General features: G+C 68.5%; 20 protein-coding genes and 1 riboswitch. Of the genes, 10 read left to right on the top strand and 10 right to left on the bottom strand.

Translation table 11 applies throughout. From position 1 onward, the window contains the following. Positions 1 to 6: 6 nt before the first annotated feature. From B5Y19_RS15635 to B5Y19_RS15600, 8 genes are all read left to right on the top strand, one after another. Complete coding sequence (locus B5Y19_RS15635) at positions 7 to 2,532, top strand: branched-chain amino acid ABC transporter ATP-binding protein/permease (protein WP_079591689.1); 2,526 nt, start codon at positions 7 to 9, stop codon at positions 2,530 to 2,532. 45 nt (positions 2,533 to 2,577) lie between these two features. Then, complete coding sequence (locus tag B5Y19_RS15630) at positions 2,578 to 3,519, top strand: 3-hydroxyacyl-CoA dehydrogenase (protein WP_055727742.1); 942 nt, start codon at positions 2,578 to 2,580, stop codon at positions 3,517 to 3,519. A 35-nt stretch (positions 3,520 to 3,554) separates the two neighbouring features. After that, the gene (locus B5Y19_RS15625) at positions 3,555 to 4,487 is read left to right on the top strand and encodes a 3,5-dioxohexanoate:acetyl-CoA acetone transferase (RefSeq protein ID WP_055727741.1); all 933 of its coding nucleotides are present in this window, start codon (positions 3,555 to 3,557) and stop codon (positions 4,485 to 4,487) included. A 66-nt stretch (positions 4,488 to 4,553) separates the two neighbouring features. Beyond that, positions 4,554 to 4,752: riboswitch (cobalamin riboswitch) on the top strand. A 122-nt stretch (positions 4,753 to 4,874) separates the two neighbouring features. Continuing rightward, positions 4,875 to 6,812 carry a TonB-dependent receptor plug domain-containing protein gene (locus B5Y19_RS15620; protein ID WP_244555606.1) on the top strand — a complete coding sequence of 646 codons (1,938 nt, stop codon included), beginning with the start codon at positions 4,875 to 4,877 and terminating at the stop codon, positions 6,810 to 6,812. After that, positions 6,809 to 7,666, top strand: a complete 858-nt coding sequence (locus tag B5Y19_RS15615) for an ABC transporter substrate-binding protein (protein ID WP_055727740.1) — start codon at positions 6,809 to 6,811, stop codon at positions 7,664 to 7,666. Before B5Y19_RS15620 ends, B5Y19_RS15615 begins: the two co-directional genes overlap by 4 nt. After that, complete coding sequence (locus B5Y19_RS15610) at positions 7,663 to 8,673, top strand: FecCD family ABC transporter permease (RefSeq protein ID WP_055727739.1); 1,011 nt, start codon at positions 7,663 to 7,665, stop codon at positions 8,671 to 8,673. Before B5Y19_RS15615 ends, B5Y19_RS15610 begins: the two co-directional genes overlap by 4 nt. Further along, the gene (locus tag B5Y19_RS15605; RefSeq protein WP_055727738.1) at positions 8,673 to 9,467 is read left to right on the top strand and encodes an ABC transporter ATP-binding protein; all 795 of its coding nucleotides are present in this window, start codon (positions 8,673 to 8,675) and stop codon (positions 9,465 to 9,467) included. The genes B5Y19_RS15610 and B5Y19_RS15605 overlap by 1 nt, the downstream gene beginning before the upstream one ends. A 189-nt stretch (positions 9,468 to 9,656) precedes the next feature. Further along, positions 9,657 to 11,033 carry a M20/M25/M40 family metallo-hydrolase gene (locus B5Y19_RS15600; protein ID WP_055727737.1) on the top strand — a complete coding sequence of 459 codons (1,377 nt, stop codon included), beginning with the start codon at positions 9,657 to 9,659 and terminating at the stop codon, positions 11,031 to 11,033. 177 nt (positions 11,034 to 11,210) lie between these two features. Here the strand turns inward: B5Y19_RS15600 and B5Y19_RS15595 are convergent, their stop codons facing one another. The 5 genes from B5Y19_RS15595 to cyoA are packed head-to-tail and all read right to left on the bottom strand — an operon-like array spanning position 11,211 to position 16,099. Next, positions 11,211 to 11,957 carry an SURF1 family protein gene (locus tag B5Y19_RS15595; RefSeq protein ID WP_055727736.1) on the bottom strand — a complete coding sequence of 249 codons (747 nt, stop codon included), beginning with the start codon at positions 11,955 to 11,957 and terminating at the stop codon, positions 11,211 to 11,213. Between the two features lie 11 nt (positions 11,958 to 11,968). Further along, positions 11,969 to 12,340, bottom strand: a complete 372-nt coding sequence (cyoD, locus tag B5Y19_RS15590; protein WP_055727735.1) for a cytochrome o ubiquinol oxidase subunit IV — start codon at positions 12,338 to 12,340, stop codon at positions 11,969 to 11,971. After that, positions 12,337 to 12,978: a cytochrome o ubiquinol oxidase subunit III gene (gene cyoC, locus B5Y19_RS15585; protein WP_055727734.1), complete on the bottom strand. Its 642-nt coding sequence runs from the start codon at positions 12,976 to 12,978 to the stop codon at positions 12,337 to 12,339. The genes cyoD and cyoC overlap by 4 nt, the downstream gene beginning before the upstream one ends. Before the next feature lie 9 nt (positions 12,979 to 12,987). Beyond that, a complete protein-coding gene (gene cyoB, locus B5Y19_RS15580; protein WP_055727733.1) occupies positions 12,988 to 14,985 on the bottom strand; it encodes a cytochrome o ubiquinol oxidase subunit I in 1,998 nt (665 codons plus the stop codon). Between the two features lie 31 nt (positions 14,986 to 15,016). Next, on the bottom strand, positions 15,017 to 16,099 hold the full coding sequence (cyoA, locus tag B5Y19_RS15575; RefSeq protein ID WP_139384411.1) for a ubiquinol oxidase subunit II: 1,083 nt from the start codon (positions 16,097 to 16,099) through the stop codon (positions 15,017 to 15,019). Between the two features lie 183 nt (positions 16,100 to 16,282). Between cyoA and B5Y19_RS15570 the strand changes: the two genes are divergently transcribed. After that, positions 16,283 to 17,608, top strand: a complete 1,326-nt coding sequence (locus B5Y19_RS15570; RefSeq protein ID WP_055727731.1) for an MFS transporter — start codon at positions 16,283 to 16,285, stop codon at positions 17,606 to 17,608. 212 nt (positions 17,609 to 17,820) lie between these two features. On the opposite strand, the gene B5Y19_RS15565 is transcribed toward B5Y19_RS15570, so the two are convergent. From B5Y19_RS15565 to B5Y19_RS15555, 3 genes are all read right to left on the bottom strand, one after another. Next, positions 17,821 to 18,618: an enoyl-CoA hydratase/isomerase family protein gene (locus B5Y19_RS15565; protein ID WP_055727730.1), complete on the bottom strand. Its 798-nt coding sequence runs from the start codon at positions 18,616 to 18,618 to the stop codon at positions 17,821 to 17,823. Then, on the bottom strand, positions 18,615 to 19,808 hold the full coding sequence (locus B5Y19_RS15560) for a CaiB/BaiF CoA transferase family protein (protein ID WP_055727729.1): 1,194 nt from the start codon (positions 19,806 to 19,808) through the stop codon (positions 18,615 to 18,617). Before B5Y19_RS15560 ends, B5Y19_RS15565 begins: the two co-directional genes overlap by 4 nt. Positions 19,809 to 20,176: 368 nt before the next feature. Beyond that, the gene (locus B5Y19_RS15555) at positions 20,177 to 21,493 is read right to left on the bottom strand and encodes an aspartate aminotransferase family protein (RefSeq protein WP_244555604.1); all 1,317 of its coding nucleotides are present in this window, start codon (positions 21,491 to 21,493) and stop codon (positions 20,177 to 20,179) included. A 135-nt stretch (positions 21,494 to 21,628) separates the two neighbouring features. On the opposite strand from B5Y19_RS15555, the gene B5Y19_RS15550 reads away from it, so the two are divergent. Then, positions 21,629 to 22,420: an IclR family transcriptional regulator gene (locus B5Y19_RS15550; RefSeq protein WP_055727728.1), complete on the top strand. Its 792-nt coding sequence runs from the start codon at positions 21,629 to 21,631 to the stop codon at positions 22,418 to 22,420. A gap of 8 nt (positions 22,421 to 22,428) precedes the next feature. Here B5Y19_RS15550 and B5Y19_RS15545 read toward each other — a convergent pair whose 3' ends face one another. Then, positions 22,429 to 23,376, bottom strand: a complete 948-nt coding sequence (locus B5Y19_RS15545) for an ABC transporter permease (RefSeq protein WP_055727727.1) — start codon at positions 23,374 to 23,376, stop codon at positions 22,429 to 22,431. Beyond that, the gene (locus B5Y19_RS15540) at positions 23,373 to 24,251 is read right to left on the bottom strand and encodes an ABC transporter permease (protein WP_055727726.1); all 879 of its coding nucleotides are present in this window, start codon (positions 24,249 to 24,251) and stop codon (positions 23,373 to 23,375) included. Before B5Y19_RS15540 ends, B5Y19_RS15545 begins: the two co-directional genes overlap by 4 nt. Positions 24,252 to 24,309: the final 58 nt, after the last annotated feature.

Below are 24,309 nucleotides of genomic sequence, written 5' to 3'. Positions count from 1 at the left end.
GACGCGATGAGCCCGACCAGCCGCGACTACCTTCCCCTCCTCCTCGCCGCGGCAGGGCTGCTCGCCCTGCCCTCGCTGATGCATCTGATCGGCCTCGGCACCACCTCCGCGACCGAGATCGTCGTCTTCGCCATCGCCTGCATGGCGCTGAACATCCTCGTCGGCATGACCGGGCTCGTCTCCTTCGGCCACGGCGCCTGGTTCGGCATCGCCGCCTATGCCGCCGGGCTGATGCAGCGCAACTGGTTCCCCGGCCAGTTCGCGCTGCCGATCCTGCTCGCCGTCGCGCTCGTCGCGCTGGTCGCGCTGGCCTTCGGCGCCCTGATCCTGCGCCGCCGCGGCGTCTATTTCTCGCTGCTGACGCTGGCGCTCGCCGCCATGACCTATTCCGTCGCCTTCCGCTGGACCTCGGTGACCGGCGGCGAGGACGGGCTCGGCGGCATCCGCCGGCCGCTCTTCCTCGGCATCGACTTCGAGGCGGCGCTGCCCTTCTACATGCTGGTCGCGACGATCGGCTTCGGCGTGGTCTACGCGCTCTGGCGCTTCCAGCGCTCGCCGGTCGGCACCGTGCTCGTCGCGATCCGCGAGAACGAGCAGCGCGCCCGCTTCCTCGGCTACGCCACGACCCGCTACAAGCTCGTCGCCTTCACCGTCTCGGCCGCGCTGACGGGGCTCGCCGGCTCCCTGCTGCTGTTCAACAACCGGATGACCTCGGCCGAGCCGATCTCGGTCGCCTTCTCCGGCGAATTGCTGGCGATGGTGGTGATCGGTGGCATGCGCTCCTTCCTGGGGCCGGCGCTGGGCGCGCTCTTCTTCGTCGTCTTCCGCGACTATCTCTCGAGCGCGACCGAGAACTGGCTGTTCTGGTTCGGCCTGCTCTTCGTCGCCTTCATCGTCTTCTCGCCGGACGGGCTGGTCGGCGTCGGCCAGCGGCTGCTCAAGCCGTTCCGCAAGCAGCCGGCCGAGGACGCGGCGATGTCGGCCCGCAAGGCCGGCGCGGTCGAGCTACCGGCCTTCATGAAGCCGCAGGATGCCGGCGACGGCACGATCCTAACCGCGAACGGCCTCGCCAAGAGCTTCGGCGGCATCAAGGCGGTCGAGAATGTCGATCTTGCCCTGCGCGACCGGAAGCTGCACGCGCTGATCGGCCCCAACGGTGCCGGCAAGACCACCGCCTTCAACCTGATCTCCGGCATGTTCACGCCCGACCGGGGCACGGTGCGCCTGCGCGAGCACGACGTCGCCGGCCTGAGCCCCGATGCCATCACCCGCGCCGGCATCGGCCGCGCCTTCCAGATCACCAACCTGTTCCCCTCGCTCTCGGTAGCCGAGAATGTGCGCCTCGCGGTGCAGGCGCGGGCGCCCGAGCGCTTCGGCTTCTGGCGCGCGGCCTCGGCCCTCGGACAGGTCAGCGACGAAACCGGCCAGGTCATCTCCACCATGGGGCTGTCGGGCATCGAGCGCGCCGAGGCCGGCTCGCTCAGCTATGGCGGCCAGCGCCTGCTCGACATGTCGCTGGCGCTGGCGACGAGCCCGCGCGTGCTGCTGCTCGACGAGCCGCTCGCCGGCTTGGCAGCGGCCGAGCGCGAGCGCGTCGGCAACCTCATCAAGTCGATCTCGACCGATCTGCCGGTGCTGCTCGTCGAGCACGACATCGACCGCGTCTTCGCCATCGCCGACCATGTCACGGTGATGAACGAGGGCAGCGTGCTGGTCGACGGCACGGTCGAGGATGCCCGTTCCTCGGCCAAGGTGCAGGAGATCTATATCGGCTCGGGCGCCCATGCGCTGGCGGCGAAGCCGCGCGAAAGCGCGGCGGGCGAAGGCGTGCTGCTCGGCCTGAAGGATGTCGACACCTTCTACGGCAAGAGTCACATCCTGCGCGACGTCTCCTTCGACGTGCACGACAACGAGATCGTCGCGCTGCTCGGCCGCAACGGCGCCGGCAAGTCCACCCTGCTCAAGACCATCACCGGCATCGCGCCGCCGGCCGAGGGCAGCATCCGCCTCGCCGGCGCGGAGATCGCGCGGCAGGCACCGGCCGCGATCGCCCGCGCCGGCATCGCCTATGTGCCGCAGGGGCGCGGCCTCTTCGCCGGCATGAGCGTCAAGGACAACATGGAGCTCGGCAGGCTGCGGCGGCTCACCGGCAACGGCACCCATTGGGAGGACGAGAAGATCTTCTCCTTCTTCCCGCGCATCCGCGAACGCTGGAACTCGCCGGCCGACTATCTCTCCGGCGGCGAGCAGCAGATGGTGGCGGTGGCCCGCGCGCTCTCCGGCGATACCCGCGTGCTGTTGCTGGACGAGCCCTTCGAGGGCCTGGCGCCCGCGGTGGTCGAGGAGCTCTTCGAGGCCTTCGACAAGCTGCGCCGGGAGATCGCCATCGTCATCGTCGACCACCATCTCGACCTCGCCTTGGCGCTCTCCGACCGCACCGTGGTGCTGGAGCGCGGCCAGGTCACCCATATCGGCCCGTCGCGGGCGCTGAGCCAGGACCTGGCGCTCCGGCGGCAGGTGCTGTGGCTGTAACCATGATCGACCTTATCCGCCGTGCTTCGCCAAGGACCTTCTCCCATGACCAAGATCGCCATCGTCGGTTCCGGCCTGATCGGCCGCGCCTGGGCGACCGTCTTCGCCAGCCACGGCTTCGACGTCGCCCTGCATGATGTCGTGGCGGGCGCGGCCGAGGCGGCGCGGGCCCATATCGCCACCAATCTCGGCGAGCTCGCGGAGCACGGCCTCGTCGACGACCCCAAAGGCGCGCTCGCCCGCATCCGCGTGGCGTCGAGCCTCGCCGACGCGCTGGCGGGTGCCGGCTTCGTCCAGGAGAACGGGCCGGAGACGGTCGAGGCCAAGCGCGCCCTCTTCGCCGAGATGGACACGCTCGCCGCTCCCGACGCCATCCTGTCGTCCTCGACCTCCTTCATCATGGCCTCCGTCTTCAGCGAGGGGCTGAAGGGCCGCGCCCGCTGCCTCGTCGGCCACCCGGTCAACCCGCCGCATCTCGTCCCTATCGTCGAGATCGCGCCGGCGCCCTGGACCGATCCGGCCGTGGTCGAGCGGGCCAAGGCGATCTACGAGAAGGCCGGCCAGGTGCCGATCACCCTGCGCAAGGAGAAGGCCGGCTTCGTCCTCAATCGGCTGCAGGCGGTGCTGCTGGCCGAGGCCTTCCGACTCGTCGGCGAAGGCGTCGCCAGCGCCGAGGATGTCGACAAGACCATCCGCGACGGGCTCGGCCTGCGCTGGGCCTTCATGGGCCCCTTCGAGACGATCGAGCTCAACGCGCCCGGCGGCATTCCCGACTACTGTTCGCGCTACGCGGCCTCGCTCGACCGCATGGTGAAGTCGTCGGAAGGGCACGGAAACCCGTTCGAGGCCGCGACCGTGACCGAGGTGATGCGCGAATGGCGCGGTGCGCAGTCGCCCGACCGCGTCAAGCGCCTGAGCGACTGGCGCGACGGCAGGCTCGCTGCCCTGCGTGCCCATAAGCGCGCCGCCGCGCGCAAGCCCGATTGAGACGAAGACCCGCGCGAGACAGGAGGAGCCGAACCATGGCGAAGAACCGCAAAGTCATGATCACTTGCGCGGTGACGGGCGCGATCCACACCCCGTCGATGTCGCCTCACCTGCCGGTGACGCCCGACGAGATCATCGACGCCGCCGTCGGCGCGGCCGAGGCCGGCGCGGCGCTGGTCCATGTCCACGCCCGCAACCCGAAGACCGGCCAGCCCGACCAGTCGCCAGAAGCCTTCGAACCCTTCCTCAAGGTGATCAAGCAGCGCTGCGACGCCGTCATCAACATCACCACCGGCGGCGCGCCGACGATGGGCGTCGAGGAGCGCCTCCAGCCCTGCGCCCATTTCAAGCCGGAGGTCGCCTCGCTCAACATGGGCTCGATGAATTTCGGCCTCTACCCGATGCTGAACCGCTTCAAGGAGTTCGAGCACGACTGGGAGCGGCCCTATCTCGAAGGCTCCAAGGATAGGATTTTCAAGAACACCTTCCAGGACATCGAGAACATCCTGACGACCTGCGCCGAGAACGGCACGCGCTTCGAGATCGAGTGCTACGACATCGGCCATCTCTACACGCTCGCCCACTTCGCCGATCGCGGGCTGGTGAAGCCGCCCTTCTTCGTCCAGTCGGTCTTCGGCATCCTCGGCGGCATCGGCCCGCACCCGGAGGACGTCGCCCATATGAAGCGCACCGCCGACCGGCTTTTCGGCGAGGACTATCACTGGTCGGTGCTGGGCGCCGGGCGCCATCAGCTGGCCATCGCGGCCATGGCGGTCTCGATGGGCGGCAATCTGCGCGTCGGCCTCGAGGACTCGCTCTGGCTCGGGCCGGGGCAGCTCGCGAAGTCGAACGCCGATCAGGTCCGCGCGGCGCGCCAGATCGTCGAGGGCCTCGGCCTCGAGATCGCGACGCCGGCCGAAGCGCGCGAGACGCTCCAGCTCAAGGGCGCGGACAAGGTCGCTTTCTGAGCCCCTGCGATCCGGAGGCTTCGGGGCTGAGCCGCCGATGAGGTTTGACGGCGCCGGTTTTCCGCCGTAACCCTCGCCGCGACGGTTCCCTCACGGGATCAAAAGGGAACGCGGTGCGGGCGGATCTTCCGCCCCATGCCGCGGCTGCCCCCGCAACTGTAAGCGGCGAGCCTTTCGCCATACGCCACTGGGGCCTCGGACCTGGGAAGGCGGCGAAAGGCACCGACCCGCGAGCCAGGAGACCTGCCGTCAGCCGTGGTCACACGCGGACACGTTCGGACGGGGTGAGCCGATCGCTGATTCGACTGTTGGCCGTCCTTGGGACGGCGGATGGGAGATCGCGTTCGCGGTGACGTGCCACTGACGTCAACGCCCGAGGTCTCCATCGTGAACGTCTTCCTCCCGGCCGCCGGACGCGGCCGCCTGATCGCCTCCGTCTCCTTCGCCGCCCTCGCCTGCTCGGCCCCCGCATTTGCGCAGGACGCCCCCGTCGCGCTCGACGAGATCGTCGTCAGCGCCACCGGCACGCCGACCCCGGCACGCGAGGTCGCAAGCTCCGTCACCGTCGTCACCGCCAAGGATATCGAGCAGCAGCAGCGCCGCACCCTGCCGCAGGCGCTCGCGGCTGTACCCGGCCTCAACATCGTCCAGACCGGCGGCCCGGGCGGCCAGACCTCGGTCTTCATGCGCGGCACCAATTCCAACCACGTCAAGGTGCTGATCGATGGCATCGAGGCCAATGACCCCTCGACGCCGAACCGCTCCTTCGACTTCGGCTCGATGCTGACAGACGACATCGAGCGCATCGAGGTGCTGCGCGGCCCGCAGAGCGGCCTCTACGGCGCCAATGCGCTGGGCGGCGTGATCTCGATCACGACCAAGCGCGGCGACGGCCCGCCAAAGGCGACGGCGCGCATCGAGGGCGGATCGCACGGCACCTTCAACCAGTCGGCCGGCTTCGGCGGCGGCGACGACCGCTTCAACTACGCCTTCAACGTCGCGCATTTCCGTACGGACGCGATCGAAGTGACACCGCCTAACCTCGTGCCGCCCGGCCGGCGCATCAATCCCAACGCCTTCGACAATTACAGCTATTCCGGCCGCATCGGCGTCGCGCTCGGCGACACGCTGTCGCTCAACTGGATCGGCCGGTACCAGGACGGGCAACTGCGCTATACCGGCGACACGGGCTTCCCGAGCCGCCCGTCGCCCTATCGCTCCCTGCAGAACTACGCCCAGGCCTTCACCCGCGGCGAGGTGATCTGGGATCCGCTCGGTGGGCGCTTCGTCAACACCTTCGGCGTCTCCTACACGCATCAGGACCGGGCGACGCGGACGGCCGATGGGGCGACCGGCCTGCTCGGCCTGCCGAACGAGAACCTGGGCGAGCGCACCAAGCTCGACTGGCGCGGCAATCTCGAGATCGCCAAGGGCCACAACCTGCTGATGGGCCTGCAATACGAGCGCGAGCGGCTCGACACCGAGAGCCTCATTGCCTCCAACGGCAACAAGGCTGCCTATCTCGAATATCAGGGCAACCTGCAGGACCGCTATTTCCTGGCAGCGAACATCCGCCATGACCATGACGACAGCTATGGCGGCCACACGACCTGGCGCATCGCGCCGGCCGTGATCGTGCCCGGCACCGAGACCAAGCTGAAGGCGAGCTACGGCACCGGCTTCAAGGCGCCGACGCTCAGCGAGCTCTTCATCGACTATCGCCCGGGTTACAATTTCCACGGCAATCCCAACCTCAAGCCGGAGGAGAGCCGCGGCTGGGACATCGGCTTCGAACAGCCGCTCTTCGACCGGCGCCTGCAACTCGGCGCAACCTGGTTTCAGAACGACATCGAGAACCTGATCGTCACCAACGCCACGCGCGATTCCTACGCCAATATCGGCAAGGCGAAGACCAAGGGCGTCGAGGCCTTCGCGGCGCTGGAGGTCTCGCCCCAGTTCCGCGTCCGCGCCGACTACACCTTCACCCTCGCCAAGGACGAGATCGCGCGGCAGGAGCTGCTGCGCCGCCCGCGCCACAAGGCGAGCGCCACCGCGACCTGGACGCCCACGGACAGGCTCACGCTCTCGGCGACGCTGCTCTATGTCGGCCCCTGGGTCGACGGCAACCGCGACTTCTCGGTCGCGCGCATGCGGGCGAAGGGCGCGACGCTGGTCAACCTCGCCGCCAAATACAAGGCGACCGACAAGGTGACGGTCTTCGGTAGGGTCGATAACCTCTTCGACAAGCGCTGGGAGAATCCGGTCGGTTTCCTCGTTCCGGGGTTCAGTGCTTTCGGCGGCATCAAGGTGGCCTTCGGCGGATGACGACGCTTCGTGCCCGGCTCGTTCTGCGCGCCCTCGCAGCGCTCGCCTGCTGCGCGGCTGCGATCGCCCAAGCCCCGGCCGCGGCGGCGAAGCCGGGCCGGATCGTCTCCCTCAACCTGTGCACCGACGAGCTCGTCCTGCGCCTCGCACCGCCCGCGCGCATCGCCTCCGTCACCTGGCTCTCGCGCGATCCGCGCAACGCCAACATGGCCGAGGCGGCGCGCGCGGTCGGGGTCAATCACGGTCTCGTCGAGGAGGTGCTGGCCACCAAGCCCGACCTCGTCATCGCCGGCGCCTACACCACCCGCGCCACGGTCGCCCTGCTCAAGCGCGTCGGCATGCCGGTGCGGGAGTTCGGCGTGCCGCGCAACCTCGCCGAGATGCGGGCGCAGATCGTCGAGATGGCGGCACTGCTGGGCGAGGAGGAGCGCGGCGCCGCCCTGCTCGCCGATATCGACGCCAGGCTCGCCGCGCTGGCGGCGACCCGCCCGGCCGAGCGCCGCCGCGCCATCGTGCTGCGCCCCAACGGCTTCACCGTCGGGCACGGCTCGCTGGTCGACGAGGTGCTGACCCTTGCCGGCCTCGACAATATCGCGGCCAGCCTCGGCATCGACAGCTACGGCCAGATCGCCCTGGAGACTGTAGCGCTCGGCGGTGCCGAGATGCTGATCCTCAACGACACGCCGGACGGGCCCCCCTCGCTCGCCCATGAGGTGCTGCGCCACCCGCTGATCGGCGCGCTCGGCGAACGCCTGCAGCTGGTCGCCCTGCCTTCGCGATTGTGGACCTGCGCCGGGCCGAGCGTACTCGACGCCATCGAACTGCTGGCCCGGGCCGGCGAAGGAAAGCGATGAAAGCCCCCGCCAGCAACCCGCCTTCGCTGCCGGTCCTGATCGCGCTGCTCGCCGGCGCGACGCTCGCCGTCTTTTTGCTTTCGACGGCAATCGGCTACGCGCCGCTCGATCTCGGCGCGGCGACCCACGACTGGCTGGCGGGGCGGCCGAGCCTGCCGGCGCTCGTGCTGACGGAGCTGCGCCTGCCGCGCGCCATGCTCGGCGCGCTGGTCGGCTTCAGCCTCGGCCTGTCCGGCGCCGCGATGCAGGGGCTGCTGCGCAACCCGCTGGCAGAGCCCGGCGTCGTCGGCATATCCAGCGCCGCCGCCTTCGGCTCGGTCCTCGCCTTCTACAGCGGGCTCTCGGCCAGCCTGTCGCTCGCCCTGCCGCTCGGCGGCATCGCCGGCGCGATCCTCGCCACGTTCCTGCTCTTCGTCCTGCTGGGACGCGGCGCCGGCACCGCCACGCTGATCCTCGCCGGCGTCGCTCTCAACGCCTTCGCCGGCGCCGCGACTGCGCTAGCCCTCAACCTCGCTCCTAACCCCTATGCGGCGCTGGAGATCGTGTTCTGGCTGATGGGCTCGCTCGCCGACCGCAGCCTCGACCATGTCCTGCTCGCCCTGCCGCTGATGCTCCTCGGTTGGGGCCTGCTGCTCTCGACGGCACCGGCGCTCGACGCGCTGACGCTGGGCGAGGACACCGCCGCCAGCCTCGGCTTCGACCTGGGCTGGCTGCGGCTGCGGCTGATCGGCGGCACCGCGCTCGCCGTCGGCAGCGCGGTCGCGGTTTCCGGTGCGATCGGCTTCGTCGGCCTCGTCGTGCCGCATCTGCTGCGCCCCTTGGTCGGCAACCGCCCCGGCCGGCTGCTGCTGGCGAGCGGCTTCGGCGGCGCCATCCTCGTGCTCCTGGCCGACACGGCGCTCCGGCTCGCGCCGATCCGGCCGGAGCTGAAGCTCGGCGTGGTCACGGCGCTGATCGGCGCGCCATTCCTGTTCGGCCTGGTCAATCGCATGCGGCGGGAAGCGTGATGGCGATCGAAGCCCATGGCATCGCCGTCGCCCTCGGCGGCAAGACGATCCTGCAGGACGTCGACCTCGCCCTGAGACCGGGCGAGCTCCTCGGCCTTATCGGCCCCAACGGCGCCGGCAAGACGACGCTGCTGCGCGCCATGGCCGGCCTGCTCACCCCCGCGCAGGGCAAGGTGCTCTACGACGGCGAAAGCGCCCGTGCGCTTGGCCGGCAAGCGCTCGCCCGGCGCGTCTCCTTCCTGGCGCAGGGCGGCGACACCTCCTGGCCGCTCTCGGTCGAGGCGGTGGTCCGGCTCGGCCGCCTGCCGCATCGCCAGCCCTTCGGCGGCGCCACGCAGGCCGACAGCACGGCGATTGCCGCGGCGCTGGCGCATTGCGATGTCGCCGGCTTCGGCGAGCGCACCATGGGCACGCTCTCGGGCGGCGAGCGGCGGCGCGTCCTGCTCGCCCGCGCGCTCGCGGTCGAGGCGCCCTATCTCCTCGCCGACGAGCCGCTCGCCGGCCTCGACCCGCTGCACCAGCTCGAGGTGATGGAGCTGCTGCGCCGGACCGCCCGCCGCGGCGCCGGCGTCGTCGTGGTGCTGCACGATCTCACACTCGCCACCCGCTTCTGCGACCGGCTCGCCCTGCTCGATCACGGCCGTCTGGTCGCCGAGGGAACCCCGGAAGCCGTCCTCGACGATGCCCGCCTGCGCAGCGTCTTCAATGTCGTGGCGTTGCGCGGCCGCCATGACGGCGAACCCTTCCTCCTGCCCTGGCGGGCGCAAAGCCATGGACAACCCGACGAGATCTGACGGAGCTGTCCGCTTGCCCCGATCTGAACGCGCCGCATGGCCGCTGCGGCGCGAATGGCCAGCCCTGCCGGTTGAGAGGTGTGGGATCACCGCCTAGGCTGTCGCCACAGCGCCCGGGGCGCCGGTCCGCCAGATGGGCCGTACCCTGATTCATATTCTCAACGCTTCCTCGCAAAGGCCTCCAACAAAATGGCTTCCCCCGACCTGGCTCCGGTCTTCGATCATATCGAAGCCAACCGCAGCGTCTTCCTCGACCGGCTGATCGCCTATCTCAGGCACCCGAGCATCAGCGCCGAGAACATCGGCATCGCCGAGGTCGGAGCGCTGCTGGTCGAGATGCTGACGGAGATCGGGCTGGAAACCAGCCTCGTGCCGACCACAGGGCATCCCATGGTCGTGGCACGTTGGGAGAAGGCGCCGGGCAAGCCGACCGTGCTGCTCTACGGCCATTACGACGTGCAGCCGCCGGATCCGCTCGACAAATGGGTCTCCCCGCCTTTCGAGCCCACCATCCGCGACGGCCGGCTCTATGCGCGCGGCGTCGGCGACAACAAGGGCCAGCACTTCGCCCAGATCCTCGCGATCGAATCCCATCTCAGGGTCCATGGCGAGCTGCCCTGCAACGTCATCCTGCTGCTCGAAGGCGAGGAGGAGATCGGCAGCCCGCGCATCGCCGGCTTCGTCCGCGCCAACCAGGAACTGCTGAAGGCCGACCTCGCCGTCACCGCCGACGGCCCGCGCCATGCCAGCGGCGCACCGACCATCAAGTTCGGCTCCCGCGGCGTCGTCTCCTTCGACCTGCGCTGCCGCCATGCCAGCCGCGACGTCCATTCCGGCAATTTCGGCGGCGTCGTGCCGAACCCGATCTGGACCCTGGTCCACCTGCTCGCCACCATGAAGAACGAGGCCGGCGAGATCACCATCGCGGGCCTGCACGACGACGTCGAACCGCCGACCGCCGAGGACATCGAGGCGATCGAGCGCCTGCCGCTCGATCTCGAGGGCTTCAAGCAGGGGCTGGGCCTCAAGCGCCTCGACGCCCCGGCCGACCGGCCCTTCTACGACCGCCTCTGCTTCCAGCCGACGCTGACGATCAACGGCTTCCACGGCGGCTATGGCGGCCCGGGCACCAAGACCGTCCTGCCGAACGAGGCGCTGGTGAAATGCGATATCCGTCTCGTCGAGGCGCAGGACCCGCAGGACATCCTGGACAAGGTGCGGGCCCATGTCGAAAAGCACGCTCCGGAGGTCGAGTTCATCGTCGAGGAGACGGGCATGCAGCCCTCGAAGACGCAGATCGCCTCGCGCTACACCGCGCCGCTGCGCCGCGCCTTCGTCGCCGCCCATGGCGAGGAGCCGCTGCTGATCCCGGCCGGCTTCGGCAGCCTGCCGAACTACGTCTTCACCAAGATCCTCGGCATCCCGGCCTATGTCACGCCCTATGCCAACCATGACGAGGCCAACCACGCCCCGAACGAGAACATGACGCTGGACTGCTTCCAGAGCGGCATCCGGACGGGCGCTGCCCTGCTGCACGAGCTGGGGCAGTTGAAGCGCGAGGGCTGAGCCGCCCCGTCCGTCATTCCGGGACATGGCGAAGCATGGGCCCGGAACCCAAAACCGATGCGCCCAATCTTGAAGCGCATTGGTCGCGCGCGGCTCATTCGGAGACGGCGTGGGTTCTGGGTTCCGGGCTCGATCCTTCGGATCGCCCCGGAATGACGGAGTGTTCTTGAGCCAGCCTTACGCCCCGGGCTCCTCCTCGGCCTTCCCCCGCAGCAGGTAGATCCCTGCCCCGGCGCTCATCAGGGCGAGGCAGAACCAGGTCAGCGCATAGACCAGATGCGTGTTGCGGAAGCTGAGCTGGGTCATGCCGCCCTGTGGCAGCGGCCCGGGCTCGGCTGCCGCATCGGCATCGACAAAATAGGGCGCGACCGCGCCCAACTCGCACGCCGCGGCGATCGCGGCGACGTCACGCGAATACCAGCGCCCGCCCACCGGGTCGTTCGCGCGCAGGAAGCCGCCCCCCGGCTCCGTCAGCCGCAGCAGGCCGACCACCCGCGCTGGCTCGCCGGCGACCCTGCGCCGCTCCTCCGCCTCACGCCGATCCTCCGGCACGAAACCGCGATTGACGAAGACGGTGAAGCCGGCATCGCTGCGGAATGGCGCCAGGACCCAGAAACCGGGCCCGCGCTCGGTCACGGCCATGGTCAACGTCTCGGACACATCGAGATAGCGGCCCTCAAGGACGACGCGGCGGTATTCGGCGGTGGCAGCATCGAGGGCAGGCCATTCCGCCGGCCCCGGCGCCGCCGCAGGCGGTGCATGGATGCGCGCCTCGACGCGGGCGATCAGATCGAGCTTCCAGCTCCGCCGCTGGACCTGCCAGACGCCGAGGCCGGCGAACACCAGCGTGAACAGGGCGAGAGCAACGACGAAAACCGGACGGGCAACGCCACCGCGCTCCCTTCCTGCCGCTTCCGAAGACACGGATGCCGGCCTCACATCCTGTGCATGTCGGTCGGCATCATGTTGGTGTTGAGGTGGTACATCACCCAGAGCGAGCCGGCGAGCGCGATCGCCACGATGATGATCGTGAAGATCAGCGCCATCATCGTCCAGCCGCCCTCGGAGCGGCTGTTCATGTGCAGGAAATAGATCATGTGCACGACGATCTGTACGGCGGCGAAGATCATGATCACGATCGCCGTCAGCGTCGCGTTGCCGAGCACGTCGTTCATGACGAGCCAGAACGGGATCGCGGTCAGCACGACCGAGAGCAGGAAGCCGACGACATAGCCGCGCAGGCTGCCATGCGGCACCCCGTCGGCCCCGTGCGCGTCGTGATGATCGGCCTGGTTGCCAGCGCTCATTTCAGCACGCCCATCAGATAGACGAAGGTGAAGACGCCGATCCAGACGACGTCGAGGAAGTGCCAGAACATGCTGAGGCACATCAGCCGGCGCCGGTTGGCCTCGATCAGCCCGCGCCTGGCGACCTGCGTCATCAGCACGACCATCCAGACCAGGCCGAAGCTGACATGCAGGCCATGCGTGCCGACCAGCGCGAAGAAGGACGACAGGAAGGCGCTGCGCATCGGCGTCGCGCCCTCATGGATCAGATGCGCGAATTCGTAGAGCTCGATCGCGACGAAGGCGAGGCCGAAGAGCCCGGTGACCACGAGCCAGCCCTGCACCGCCGCCTGCCGCCCCTTGTCCATCGCCAGCATGGCGAAGCCGTAGGTGATCGAGGAGAAGAGCAGCATGGCGGTGTTGATCGCCACGAGCCTCAGGTCGAACAGATCGGCGCCGGAAGGGCCGGCCGCATAGTTGCGCCCGAGCACGCCATGGGTCGCGAACAGAACCGCGAAGACCAGGCAGTCGCTCATCAGATAGAGCCAGAAGCCGAGCATGGTCGAGCCGCCGGAATGGGCGTGCTCGTCTTCCGTGACGTAGAAGGCCGGAACGCCGTTCGCCGCCTGCGCTTTCGCTTTCGCTGTCGCCTTGGCCATCGTCGCCCCTCAGGCCCGGCCGAGCAGTTCGGTGCGCGCATTCTCCTCGCGCAGAACGGCCTCTGTCGGGATGTGGAAGTCGCGGTCGTAGTTGAAGCTGTGGATGATCACGGTCGCGATCACGCCGACAAAGGTCAGCGCCGCCAGCCACCAGATGTACCAGATCAACGCGAAGCCGCAGGTCGTCGCCAGCCCGGCGATGATGATGCCGGCGCCGGTATTCCGCGGCATGTGGATGGGCCGGAAGCCGCCGAGCGGGCGCCGGTAGCCGCGCTTCTTCATGTCGGCCCAAGCGTCGAGATCGTGCACGATCGGGGTGAAGGCGAAATTATAGTCCGGCGGCGGCGAGGAGGTCGACCATTCCAGCGTGCGCCCGTTCCAGGGGTCGCCGGTCGTGTCGCGCAGTTCGTCCCGCCGCATGATGCTGACGCCGATCTGGATCAGGAAGCACAGGATGCCGAACAGGATCAGCACCGCGCCGATGGCCGCGATGACGAACCAGATCTGCAGCGAAGGATCCTCGAAGCGGCTCAAGCGCCGCGTCACGCCCATCAGCCCGAGCACGTAGAGCGGCATGAAGGCGACGTAGAAGCCGATCACCCAGAACCAGAAGGAGAGCAGGCCCCAGAACTTGTCGAGCTTGAAGCCGAAGGCCTTTGGGAACCAGTAGGCGATGCCGGCGAAGACGCCGAAGACCACGCCGCCGATGATGACGTTGTGGAAATGGGCGATCAGGAACAGGCTGTTGTGCAGCACGAAATCGGCCGGCGGCACCGCGAGCATCACGCCGGTCATGCCGCCGATGACGAAGGTCAGCATGAAGGCGAGGAGCCACATCATCGGCAGCTCGAAGCGGATGCGCCCGCGATACATCGTGAACAGCCAGTTGAACATCTTCGCCCCCGTCGGGATCGAGATGATCATCGTCGTGATGCCGAAGAAGGAGTTCACGCTGGCGCCCGAGCCCATCGTGAAGAAATGGTGCAGCCAGACCAGGTAGGACAGGATGGTGATGACCACCGTGGCATAGACCATCGAGGTGTAGCCGAAGAGGCGCTTGCCGCAGAAGGTCGAGGCCACCTCCGAATAGACGCCGAAGAGCGGCAGGATCAGGATGTAGACCTCCGGATGGCCCCAGATCCAGATCAGGTTCACGTACATCATCGGGTTGCCGCCGAGATCGTTCGTGAAGAAGTTGGTGCCGACATAACGGTCGAGCGTCAGAAGCGCGAGCGTCGCCGCCAGGATCGGGAAGGTCGCGACGATCAGCACGTTGGTGCACAGCGAGGTCCAGGTGAAGACCGGCATCTTCATGATGTCCATGCCGGGCGCGCGCATCTTCACGATCGTCGCGATCAGGTTGACGCCGGACAAGGTCGTGCCCACGCCTGCGATCTGCAGGGCCCATAGGTAGTAGTCCATGCCCACCCCGGGCGAGTAGGCGGCCCCCGAGAGCGGCGGATAGGCGAGCCAGCCCGTCCTGGCGAATTCGCCGACGAAGAGCGAGGCCATCACCAGCACGCCGCCGCCCACCGTCATCCAGAAGCTGAAATTGTTGAGGAAGGGGAAGGCGACGTCGCGCGCGCCGATCTGCAGCGGCACGACATAGTTCATCAGGCCGGTAACGAAGGGCATCGCCACGAAGAAGATCATGATCACGCCATGCGCCGTGAAGATCTGGTCGTAGTGATGCGGCGGCAGGTAGCCGTCGCTGCCGAAGGCGATCGCCTGCTGGCCGCGCATCATCAGCGCATCGGCGAAGCCGCGCAGCAGCATGATGACGCCGAGGATCATGTACATGATCCCGATCTTCTTGTGGTCCACGCTGGTGAACCACTCGTGCCAGAGATAGCCCCAGAGCCTGTAGCGTGTGACGAGCGCGACGAGCGCCAGGCCGCCGAGCGCCACCGCGGCGAAGGTCCCGATCAGGATCGGCTCGTGGTAAGGGATCGCCTCGAGCGTGAAGCGTCCGAACAGCAGCTTCCACCAGTCGGGATAGGAGGTCATGGTTCCCTCGCTCGCCAGGCGCGCAAGCGCTTCAGTTGGCGACGCGGGCGGTGGCGCCCGCGGTGCCGTAGACGTCGGTCGGCGTGCAGATCGCCGTCACGAAGGGGCGCGGCGGCATCGGCTGCCCGCCCCGGCGCACGCTCTTGTCGTATTCGAGCGCGGCCACGATATGGATGCCCTCCTTGCCGCCACCGCCCTTGGCGTCCATCGCCATCATGTCGCGCATGCACATCTTGGCCGGGTCGACGCACATGTCGAGGATGGCCCCGAAAAGATCGGAGGGGACGTCGCGGAACTGGCGCGCCGGCTCGCGCTCGCTGGGGCGCTCCAGCACGAGATACTCCTCGCGGCCGAGCGGGGTTCCGGTGCGGATCGCGTTCTGCACCCAGTCGCCGAAGGCCGTGTCGTCGACGCCGTGGAAGCGGAAGCGCATGTCGGAGAAGCCGGCACCGCTGTAATTGGCCGAGAAGCCCTCGAAATCGCCGAGATGGTTGATCACCGCGTTGAGCTTCGTCTGCATGCCGGGCATGGCGTAGATCTGGCCGGCGAGCGCCGGAATGAAGAGCGAGTTCATCACCGAGGAGGCGGTGATGCGGAACTCGATCGGCTGGTCGACCGGGGCGACCACCTCGTTCAGCGAGGCGATGCCCTGCGCCGGGTAGAGGAACAGCCATTTCCAGTCGAGCGCCACGACCTGGATCACCAGCGGCTCTTTTCGGACTCCGTTCCCGCCGGCCTTCGCCTCGACCGTCGGCTTGCCGGCGCTGATGCGATTGAGCGGGCGGTAGGGATCGAGCAGATGCGTGCCCATCCAGGTCATCGCGCCGATGATGATGATGATCAGCAGCGGCACCGACCAGATCACCACCTCCAGCGGCAGGGAATGGTTCCAGTCCGGATGGTAGGTGGCCCTGGCCGAGGCCCGGTAGCGCCAGGCGAAGAAGATCGTCAGCGCCATCACCGGGAGGATGACCAGCAGCATCAGCGCGGTGGAGGCGAGCATCAGGTTGCGTTGCTGCACCGCAACATCGCCGGACGGCGACAGCAGCACCCATTGGCACCCGCCGAGCAGCGCAAAAACCGGCAAGACCGTTAGAATTCGAAAGATCCGCAAGAGACTCGAGACCTCCCTGATCCGGGACCCGCCGTTCTCTATTCCCATTCTTTCGCACCGCACATCGGACAATCTGTCCCATTGCGACGGTTTGACGGGTGGCTTCTATCCACCGTATCCATTTGTATGAGGCTCGGGCAAGCCCGGTCGCTCCGGCGCGCCCCCAGCGAGGAATTCGCGGTCATGAGCGCTGACGCGGCGAACCATTCACCGGGACACCTGACCGACGAGCACGGGCGCGACCATGTCACGCCCGCCGATATCGCGCTCGGCGTCATCATCGGGCGAACTTCCGAGTATTTCGACTTCTTCGTCTTCGGCCTCGGCTGCGTGCTGGTCTTCCCCGAGCTGGTCTTTCCCTTCGCCGACAGGCTGACGGGAACGCTCTATTCCTTCGGCATCTTCGCGCTCGCCTTCCTGACGCGGCCCCTCGGCTCGGTGCTGTTCTTCGGCATCGACCGCCGCTACGGCCGGGCGACGAAGCTCACCGTCGCGCTCTTCCTGCTCGGCGGCTCGACCGCTGCCATCGCCTTCCTGCCCGGTTTCGAGACGATCGGCCTCTGGTCCGGCGTCATTCTCGCCGGCTTTCGCCTGTTGCAGGGCGTCGCGCTCGGCGGCGCCTGGGACGGGCTGTCCTCGCTGCTCGCGCTCAATGCCCCGCCCAATCGCCGCGGCTGGTACGCCATGCTGCCGCAGCTCGGCGCGCCGTTCGGCTTCATCCTCGCGGCCGGCCTCTTCGCCTATTTCGAAGGCGCCCTGTCGAAGGAGGATTTCCTCGGCTGGGGCTGGCGCTATCCCTTTTTCGTCGCGCTGACGATCAACGTCGTGGCGCTCTTCGCCCGCCTGCGCATGGTCGCGACCCACGAATTCGCCGAGCTCATGGAAACCCGCGAGCTGATGCCGGTGCCGGTCTCCGAGCTCATCCAGGCGCATGGGCGCACGCTCGTCCTCGGCGCCTTCGTGCCGCTGGCGAGCTTCGCGCTCTTCCACCTCGTCACCATCTTCCCGGTGAGCTGGATCAACCTGTTCACCGACCGCTCGGTCTCCGAGTTCCTGCTGGTGCAGGGCGCCGGCGGCGTGGTCGGGGCCGGCGCGATCGTCACCTCCGGCCTGATCGCCGACCAGATCGGCCGCCGCAACACCCTGCTGCTCGCCGGCGCGATGATCGCGCTGTTCAGCCTGTCGAGCATCGTCGCCCCGCTGCTCTTCGGCGACAGCCTGGCCGGCCAGACGATCTATGTCATCATCGGCTTCGGCCTGCTCGGCCTCTCCTACGGCCAGACCGCCGGCGCGGTCGCATCGAGCTTCGGCACGCAATACCGCTACACCGGCGCGGCGCTGACCTCCGACCTCGCCTGGCTGATCGGCGCCGGCTTCGCCCCGCTGGTGGCGCTGACCGTGTCGAGCGAATTCGGTCTGGCCTGGGTCGGCGTCTACCTGCTCTCCGGCGCGCTCTGCACGCTGGCGGCGCTGGCGCTCGACCGTCGGCTGGAGGGCCGCTACGGCTGAAGGCCCGTTCCCAACCGCGAGCCCTCATCCTGAGGAGGCCGCGATGCGGCCGTCTCGAAGGATGGTTCAGCTGCGATGGGGCCTCCTGGACCATCCTTCGAGACGCCATTCCGCCGGAATGGCTCCTCAGGATGAGGGCTCGTTGAAAGCAGCCCGGCGACGCCCCCCGTTCTCAGGCCTCGACCCGCTCCCGAGGGGAGAAGCGGCTCCGGTCAGCGCCCCGTCCAGTTGGGCGTGCGCTTGCCGAGGAAGGCCTCCATGCCCTCGCGGAAATCGGCGCTGGTGTAGCACAGCGTCACGAGATCGCGGCCGTCGAGCCCTTCTGCCGTCGCCGCGGTCAGGCGGCGCATCGCCTCCTTGGTCGCGCGCATGGTGAGCGGCGCATGGCCGGCGATGGTCCGCGCCAGCTCGCCCGCCCGCTGCATCAGCGCGGCATGGTCCGGCAGCAGCTCGCCATAGAGGCCGATCTGCCGCCCCTCCTCCGCCTCGACCAGCCGCGCGGTGAAGACGATGTCCTTGACCCGCGCCGGGCCGAGCATGGCGTAGAGCCTTGCATAGTTCTCCATCGACAGGCAGTTGCCGAGCGTGCGCGCGATCGGAAAGCCGAAGCGCGCCGTCACCGTGGCGATCCGGAGGTCGCAGGCGAGCGCGATGCCGGCCCCGCCGCCGGTAACGGCGCCCGAGATCGCCGCCAGCGTCGGCACCGGGCAGCGCTCGATCGCGCCCATCACCTTCTCGATCCGCTCCTCATAGGCGAGCGCATCCTCGGCGCTCTCGAAGGCGCGGAACTGGGCGATGTCGGTGCCCGCCGCGAAGGCCTTGTCGCCGGCTCCGGTCATGACGATGACGCGCGGGTCGCCATGGGCGGCCGGGTCGCGGCAGATCTCGGCGATGCGCTCGTACATGGCGAAGGTCAGCGCATTGCGCGCCTGCGGCCGGTTGAGCGTGATCGTGCCGATCCCGTCCTCGACCGTATAGAGTATCTCGTCGTTCACATCGGTCTCCGTCAGATCACCCGCGCGGCCCGCAGCCTTGCGAGCGCCGCCTCGTCATAGCCCAGTTCGGCCAGGATCTCGTCATTGTGCTGCCCGGCCGCCGGCGTCGGCGTGGCGACATCGGCCGGCGTGCGCGAGAGCGTGACCGGCTGGCCGATGAGGCGGATGTCGCCAAGCTCGGGATGGGCCACCGGCTTGGCGATGCCGAGATGGCAGACCTGCGGATCCTCGAACATCTCGTCGACCCCGTAGATCGGCCCGGCCGGGACGCTGTGGCGCTCCATCGCCTCCAGCCAGTGGTCGCTGTCGGATCCGGCGAATATTTCCTCGATCATCTCCCGCAGCTCAGGCCGGCAGGCGAAGCGCTTCTCGGTGCTGTCGTAGCGTGGATCGGCGCCCCATTCGGGCCGCCCGATCGCCCGGCAGAAGGAGCGCCACTGCTCCTCGCCGCCGACGCCGAGATTGATCGCGCCGTCGCGCGTCCGATAGACGCCCATCGGCGTCTGATAGGGATGGTCGTTGCCCGCCTGCGGCGGCACCGAGCCCTCGACCAGATAGCGCGCCGCCTGGAAGTCCATCATCGCGATCTGGGCTTCGAGCAGCGAGGTCTGCACCCATTGCCCCTTGCCCGAGACCGCCCGCTCCTGCAGCGCGACCAGCGCACCGACCGCGCCGTAGAGCCCGGCCGAGGAATCCGCCAGCGCGATCCCGGCGCGGACCGGCCCCTGCCCCGGCAGGCCGGTCACCGACATCATCCCGCCCATCCCCTGCGCGATCTGGTCGAAGCCGGCGCGCGTCCGGTAGGGGCCGGACTGGCCGAAGCCCGAGATCGAGACCAGGATCAGGCGCGGATTGCGCGCATGCAGCGTCTCGAAATCGAGGCCGAGCCGCTCCTTGACGTCGGGCCGGAAGTTCTCGACGAGCAAATCCGCATCGTCGATCAGCTTCATCAGGATCGCCTTGCCTTCGGGCGTCTTCAGGTTAAGCGCCAGCGAACGCTTGTTGCGATGCAGGTTCTGCATGTCGTAGCCGAGGCGCGGCCCGCTCATGTTCTCGTTCGGATCGAGCCCGGGCGGGCTCTCCACCTTGATCACGTCGGCCCCGAAATCGGCGAAGACCCGCACGCAGGTCGGCCCGGCCCGCACCCGCGTCAGATCCAGCACCCTGAGCCCGGCAAGGGCGGTGGACGGTTTCGGCTGCGGCATCGGTCGTTCGCTCCCTCTCGGACCGAACTATCCGGTGCCCCGCCCGGCATGGTCAATGGCGCCCCGCATACTGCATGCAGGAACGGAGCGCATGACGGGGAAACACGGAACCACGCCGTCACTCCGGGGCATTGCTCAGCAATGAGCCCGGAGCCCATGAACACGTCGCCGCTCCAGTCGTCATGCTCGCCCTTGTGGCGAGCATCCACGTCTTGAACATGACTTCCGACCAGCGAAGGCGTGGACGATCGGGACGGGCCCGACCATGACGGAAGGGCGTGTTCATGGGTACCGGGTTCGGACCTGCGGCCCGCCCCCGAATGACGCCATGTTCCGATGGATACGGCGAGTTCCCAGAAAGCGAACTGCTATTTGATCTCGCGCACCGCGCCGCGCACAGCTTCGAGCGTAGCGTCGACCACGCCTGCGTCATGCTCCGAGGAGACGAACCAGGCGCCGCGCTCCAGCACGCGCACGCCGCGCTTGAGCAGCGCATGGGCAAAGCGGCTGTAGGCCGCCTTGTCGGCGCGGGCCACGTCCCGGTAGTTGCGGGCCGGTGCGTCCAACCCGAAGGCGACGTGGAACATCAGCGGGAAGCCGGCGACCTGTGCCTTGATGCCCTCCTCCGCCAGGATGGTGCGGATGCCGTCCTGCAGGCGCTGGCCATGGGCGGAGCTGCGATCGTAATGCTCGGGCGTCAGCGCCTTCTGCGTCGCGACGAGCGCCGCCATCGAGACCGGCTGGGCATTGAAGGTGCCGCCATGCAGGACGCCGTCGGCGAAGAGATCGAGCAGGTCGGCCCGGCCGGCGATGGCGGCGACCGGGAAGCCGTTGGCGATCGCCTTCGCCATGATGGTGAGGTCGGGCGTGACGCCGAAGCGCTCCTGCGCGCCGCCGCGCCCCAGCCGGAAGCCGGTGATGACCTCGTCGAAGATCAGGATCGCGCCATGCTTGCGGCAGGCGGCGAGCGCGCCTTCCAGATAGCCCGGCGCCGGCGCGATGGCGCCCTGGTTGCACATCGCCGGCTCCATCAGCACGGCGGCGACATCGCCCTTGGCGAGCCGGGCCTCCAGCGCCGCGAGATCGTTCCAGCCGAGGATCGAAAGCCCCTCGCCCGCCGCGGGGTCCTGGCCCCGGCTGCCGATCACCGGCGTCGGCGCGTCATCGGGCCCGGCCGCGTTCAGGCCCGGCGCCGTCGACCACAGGATGTTGTCGAACCAGCCGTGATAATGCCCCTCGAACTTGACGATGGTGCGCTTGCCGGTGGCGGCGCGCGCGAGCCGCATCGCGGCCTGCGCCACCTCCGAGCCCGAGGAGCCGAAGCGCAGGCGCTCCGCCGAGGGAATGCGCTCGCAGATCAGCTGCGCCGCTTCCGCCTCGACCGGCATCTGCCCGGCGAAGAGGATGCCCTTCTCGGCCTGGCGCTTCACCGCCTCGATCACCGGCGCAGGCGTGTGCCCGAGCACGGTCGCGCCCATGCCGCAGTAATAGTCGATGATCCGGTTGCCATCGGCATCGATGAGATAGGCGCCCTCGCCGCGCTCGAAGACCAGCGGCCCAGGCTGCATGCCGAGCCGGAAATTGCTGTTCACGCCGCCGGCGATGTAGCGCGCGTTCTGCGCGATCTGCCGGGCCGATTCCTCGAAGCGCAGCGCTCCCGCCTGCTGGGTGCCGTTACCTGCCACTTGCGTTGCCTCCACTGCTGTGGCCTCGACCAGACCAGACCGCCCTCACCGTGTAAAGGAACGCCGGTTTCGCCTTGCGGAATTTATCCGGACTGGCTATCCGATCTCTCAGCGAGCGCGGCGGAGGGAGCGGCCATGGCGAAGAAACCCGACAATCCTTACGTCGTGCAGCCGGTGATGAAGGCTCTGAAGGTGCTGGAGCTGGTCGCCCGCCACGGCCACGAGATCGCGCTCACCGCCGTCAGCAAGGAGCTCAGGATCCCGAAGACGACGACCTTCCGCTATCTGCAGACGCTGACCGCTGCCGGTTTTCTCGACCACAACCGCGCGACCGACCGCTACAATCTCGGGCCGCAGCTGCGCGCCATCGCCCGCGCCGACGCCAGCGTCAGCAAGGTCCGCGAGCTGGCACGTCCGGCCATGATCGACCTGATGCACGAGTTCAACGAGACCGTGAACCTGGCGGTGAAGGGCAACGGCACCGTCGTCTATATCGACCTGATCGAGGCCAATCGCTCGCTCAGGATGCAGGCGCGCATCGGCGAGAGCCACCCGATGCATTCGACCGCGCTCGGCAAGGCGATCCTCGCCTTCCTGCCCGATGCCGAGCGGCAGCGCCAGCTCGACCTGCCCCTCACCGAGCGCACCGGGCGCACGCTGCTCGAGCGCGAGGAGATCGAGCGCCAGCTCCGGCAGATCGCGCGCACCGGCTACGCGACCGAGATGGGCGAGAACGAGGACGGCGCCATGTGCGTCGGCGTGCCGATCCTCGACGAGGACGGCTACCCGGTCGCGGCGCTGAGCGTCTCGGCGCCTTTGATGCGGATGCCGCATTCGCTCGCGGCGAAGGTGGGCACGCGGCTGCGCGAGGTCGCGGCCGGCATCTCGACCCATCTCGGCTCCCGCCCGACCGCCGATCCTCGATAGAGCCTCGCTCATCGATATTCGATCCGCGGGTCGATCCAGGCATAGAGCATGTCGACCGTGAGATTGATCAGCATGTAGGCGACCAGGATCACCAGGATGCAGCCCTGGAGCAGCGGGTAGTCGCGGGTGGTGATCGCCTGGATCAGCAGGCGCCCCAGCCCCGGATAGGTGAAGACCGCCTCGGTCACCACCGCCCCGCCGATGAAGTTCGCCATCATCAGCCCGACGATGGTGACGAAGGGCAGAAGCGCGTTGCGCATGATGTGCAGCCCGACGACCCGGTTTTCCGGCACGCCCTTGGCGCGGGCGGTGCGGACATAGTCGGCCCGCGCCTCGCCGATCAGCGACGCCCGCAGGAAACGCCCCAGCACCCCCGAGACATAGACCCCGAGCGTCATCGCCGGCAGGATCAGGCTGCGCAGCGCATCAACAGGCGATTCCCAGAGCGGCACATAGCGCGAGGCCGAGGGCAGCAGGCGCAATTCGACGGCGAAGAGCAGGATCAGCAGGATGCCGAGCCAGAAGGTCGGCACGCCGAGCGCCAGCGCGCTCCAGCCGCTGAGCAGCCTATCGAACCAGGATTGCGGCTTGATCGCGCTGGCCACCGCCACCGGAATGCCGATGGCGAGCGCGACGAGGATGGCGCAGAGCGCGAGCTGCAGCGTCGCCGGCAACCGCTCGCCGATCAGATGCAGGACCGGCTGGCGGCTGTGCAGCGACAGGCCGAAATCGCCCGTGATCGCCCGGCTGAGCCAGTCGAAATATTGCACGATCATGGGCCGGTCGAAGCCGAACTTCCGGGTCACCTCGGCGATCTCCTCGGCCGAGGCGTTCTCGCCGACGATGATCGCCACCGGCCCGCCGGGCACGGCATAGATCATCGCGAAGATCGCGAAGGAGGCGATCAGCAGCACCGGCAGCATCTGGGCGAGGCGGCGCAGGACATAGGAGGTCATCGCCGCCCTCCGACCGTCGCGCCCGAGGCATCGGTCTCGTCATGGTCGAGCAGCGCCGTCAGCGCCCGCCCGATCGTGTCGAAGGAAAGGATCGTCAGCGTCAGCACGAGGCCGGGCAGCACCGCATAGCTCGGCGCCTCGTAGAGATAGGACTTGCCGGTACGCAGCATCTCGCCCCAGCTCGGCGTGGGCGGCGGCACGCCGACGCCGAGGAAGGCGAGCGCCGCCTCGAGCAGGATCGCGATCGAGGCCAGGACGATCGCCTGTACGACCAACGGACTCAATGCGTTGGGCAGGATCGTTCGGAACATGATGTAACTCGGCCGGCCGCCGAAGCCGCGCACCGCCATGACGAAATCGAGCTGGCGCAGCGCCATGACCTGCGCCCGGGCGATGCGGGCGAAGCCCGGAATGCCGGCGATGCCGACGGCGATCAGCGCGGCCCCCTGGCTGCGGCCCAGAACCGCGATCAGCGCCATGGCGAAGAGGATGTTCGGCAGGGCAAGCAGCACGTCGATGCAGCGCATCAGGATGGAATCGCGCCAATCGCCGTAGAAGCCGGCCACCAGCCCGATCGGCACCCCGATCAGCGCCGCGATGAAGACCGCGCCGAAGGCCGTGACCAGCGAGGTGCGCGCGCCATAGACGACGCGGGCGAGGATGTCGCGACCGAGTTCGTCGGTGCCGAACCAGTTCTCGGCCGAGGGCGGCTTCAGCGAATCCGCGACGCTCTGTGCCAGCGGATCGAGCGGCAGCAGGCCGGCGAAGATCGCCGTCAGGGCGACCAGGCCGAGAAAGATCAGGCTCAGCGCCGCGCCGCGCCGGGCGAACAGCCGACGCAGCAGGGTGCCGAAGGCGGCCAGCGTCTCGCTCATCGCGCCGCGCCGAAAGCCGATCCGTCAGGGGCCGGCGCGGCTTTGCCGCACCGGCGGG

It is taken from the genome of Allobosea thiooxidans, assembly GCF_900168195.1.
GTDB classification, from domain to species: Bacteria; Pseudomonadota; Alphaproteobacteria; order Rhizobiales; family Beijerinckiaceae; genus Allobosea; species Allobosea thiooxidans.
This window is presented reverse-complemented; position numbering and strand designations above follow the sequence as displayed.

Bases quoted from the DNA above. Each gene is read 5' to 3' on its own strand.
- B5Y19_RS15635 (WP_079591689.1), top strand. From the start codon at position 7: ATGAGCCCGACCAGCCGCGACTACCTTCCCCTCCTCCTCGCCGCGGCA.
- B5Y19_RS15630 (WP_055727742.1), top strand. From the start codon at position 2,578: ATGACCAAGATCGCCATCGTCGGTTCCGGCCTGATCGGCCGCGCCTGG.
- B5Y19_RS15625 (WP_055727741.1), top strand. From the start codon at position 3,555: ATGGCGAAGAACCGCAAAGTCATGATCACTTGCGCGGTGACGGGCGCG.
- B5Y19_RS15615 (WP_055727740.1), top strand. From the start codon at position 6,809: ATGACGACGCTTCGTGCCCGGCTCGTTCTGCGCGCCCTCGCAGCGCTC.
- B5Y19_RS15610 (WP_055727739.1), top strand. From the start codon at position 7,663: ATGAAAGCCCCCGCCAGCAACCCGCCTTCGCTGCCGGTCCTGATCGCG.
- B5Y19_RS15605 (WP_055727738.1), top strand. From the start codon at position 8,673: ATGGCGATCGAAGCCCATGGCATCGCCGTCGCCCTCGGCGGCAAGACG.
- B5Y19_RS15600 (WP_055727737.1), top strand. From the start codon at position 9,657: ATGGCTTCCCCCGACCTGGCTCCGGTCTTCGATCATATCGAAGCCAAC.
- cyoD (WP_055727735.1), bottom strand. From the start codon at position 12,340: ATGAGCGCTGGCAACCAGGCCGATCATCACGACGCGCACGGGGCCGAC.
- cyoC (WP_055727734.1), bottom strand. From the start codon at position 12,978: ATGGCCAAGGCGACAGCGAAAGCGAAAGCGCAGGCGGCGAACGGCGTT.
- cyoB (WP_055727733.1), bottom strand. From the start codon at position 14,985: ATGACCTCCTATCCCGACTGGTGGAAGCTGCTGTTCGGACGCTTCACG.
- B5Y19_RS15570 (WP_055727731.1), top strand. From the start codon at position 16,283: ATGAGCGCTGACGCGGCGAACCATTCACCGGGACACCTGACCGACGAG.
- B5Y19_RS15560 (WP_055727729.1), bottom strand. From the start codon at position 19,808: ATGCCGCAGCCGAAACCGTCCACCGCCCTTGCCGGGCTCAGGGTGCTG.
- B5Y19_RS15550 (WP_055727728.1), top strand. From the start codon at position 21,629: ATGGCGAAGAAACCCGACAATCCTTACGTCGTGCAGCCGGTGATGAAG.
- B5Y19_RS15545 (WP_055727727.1), bottom strand. From the start codon at position 23,376: ATGACCTCCTATGTCCTGCGCCGCCTCGCCCAGATGCTGCCGGTGCTG.
- B5Y19_RS15540 (WP_055727726.1), bottom strand. From the start codon at position 24,251: ATGAGCGAGACGCTGGCCGCCTTCGGCACCCTGCTGCGTCGGCTGTTC.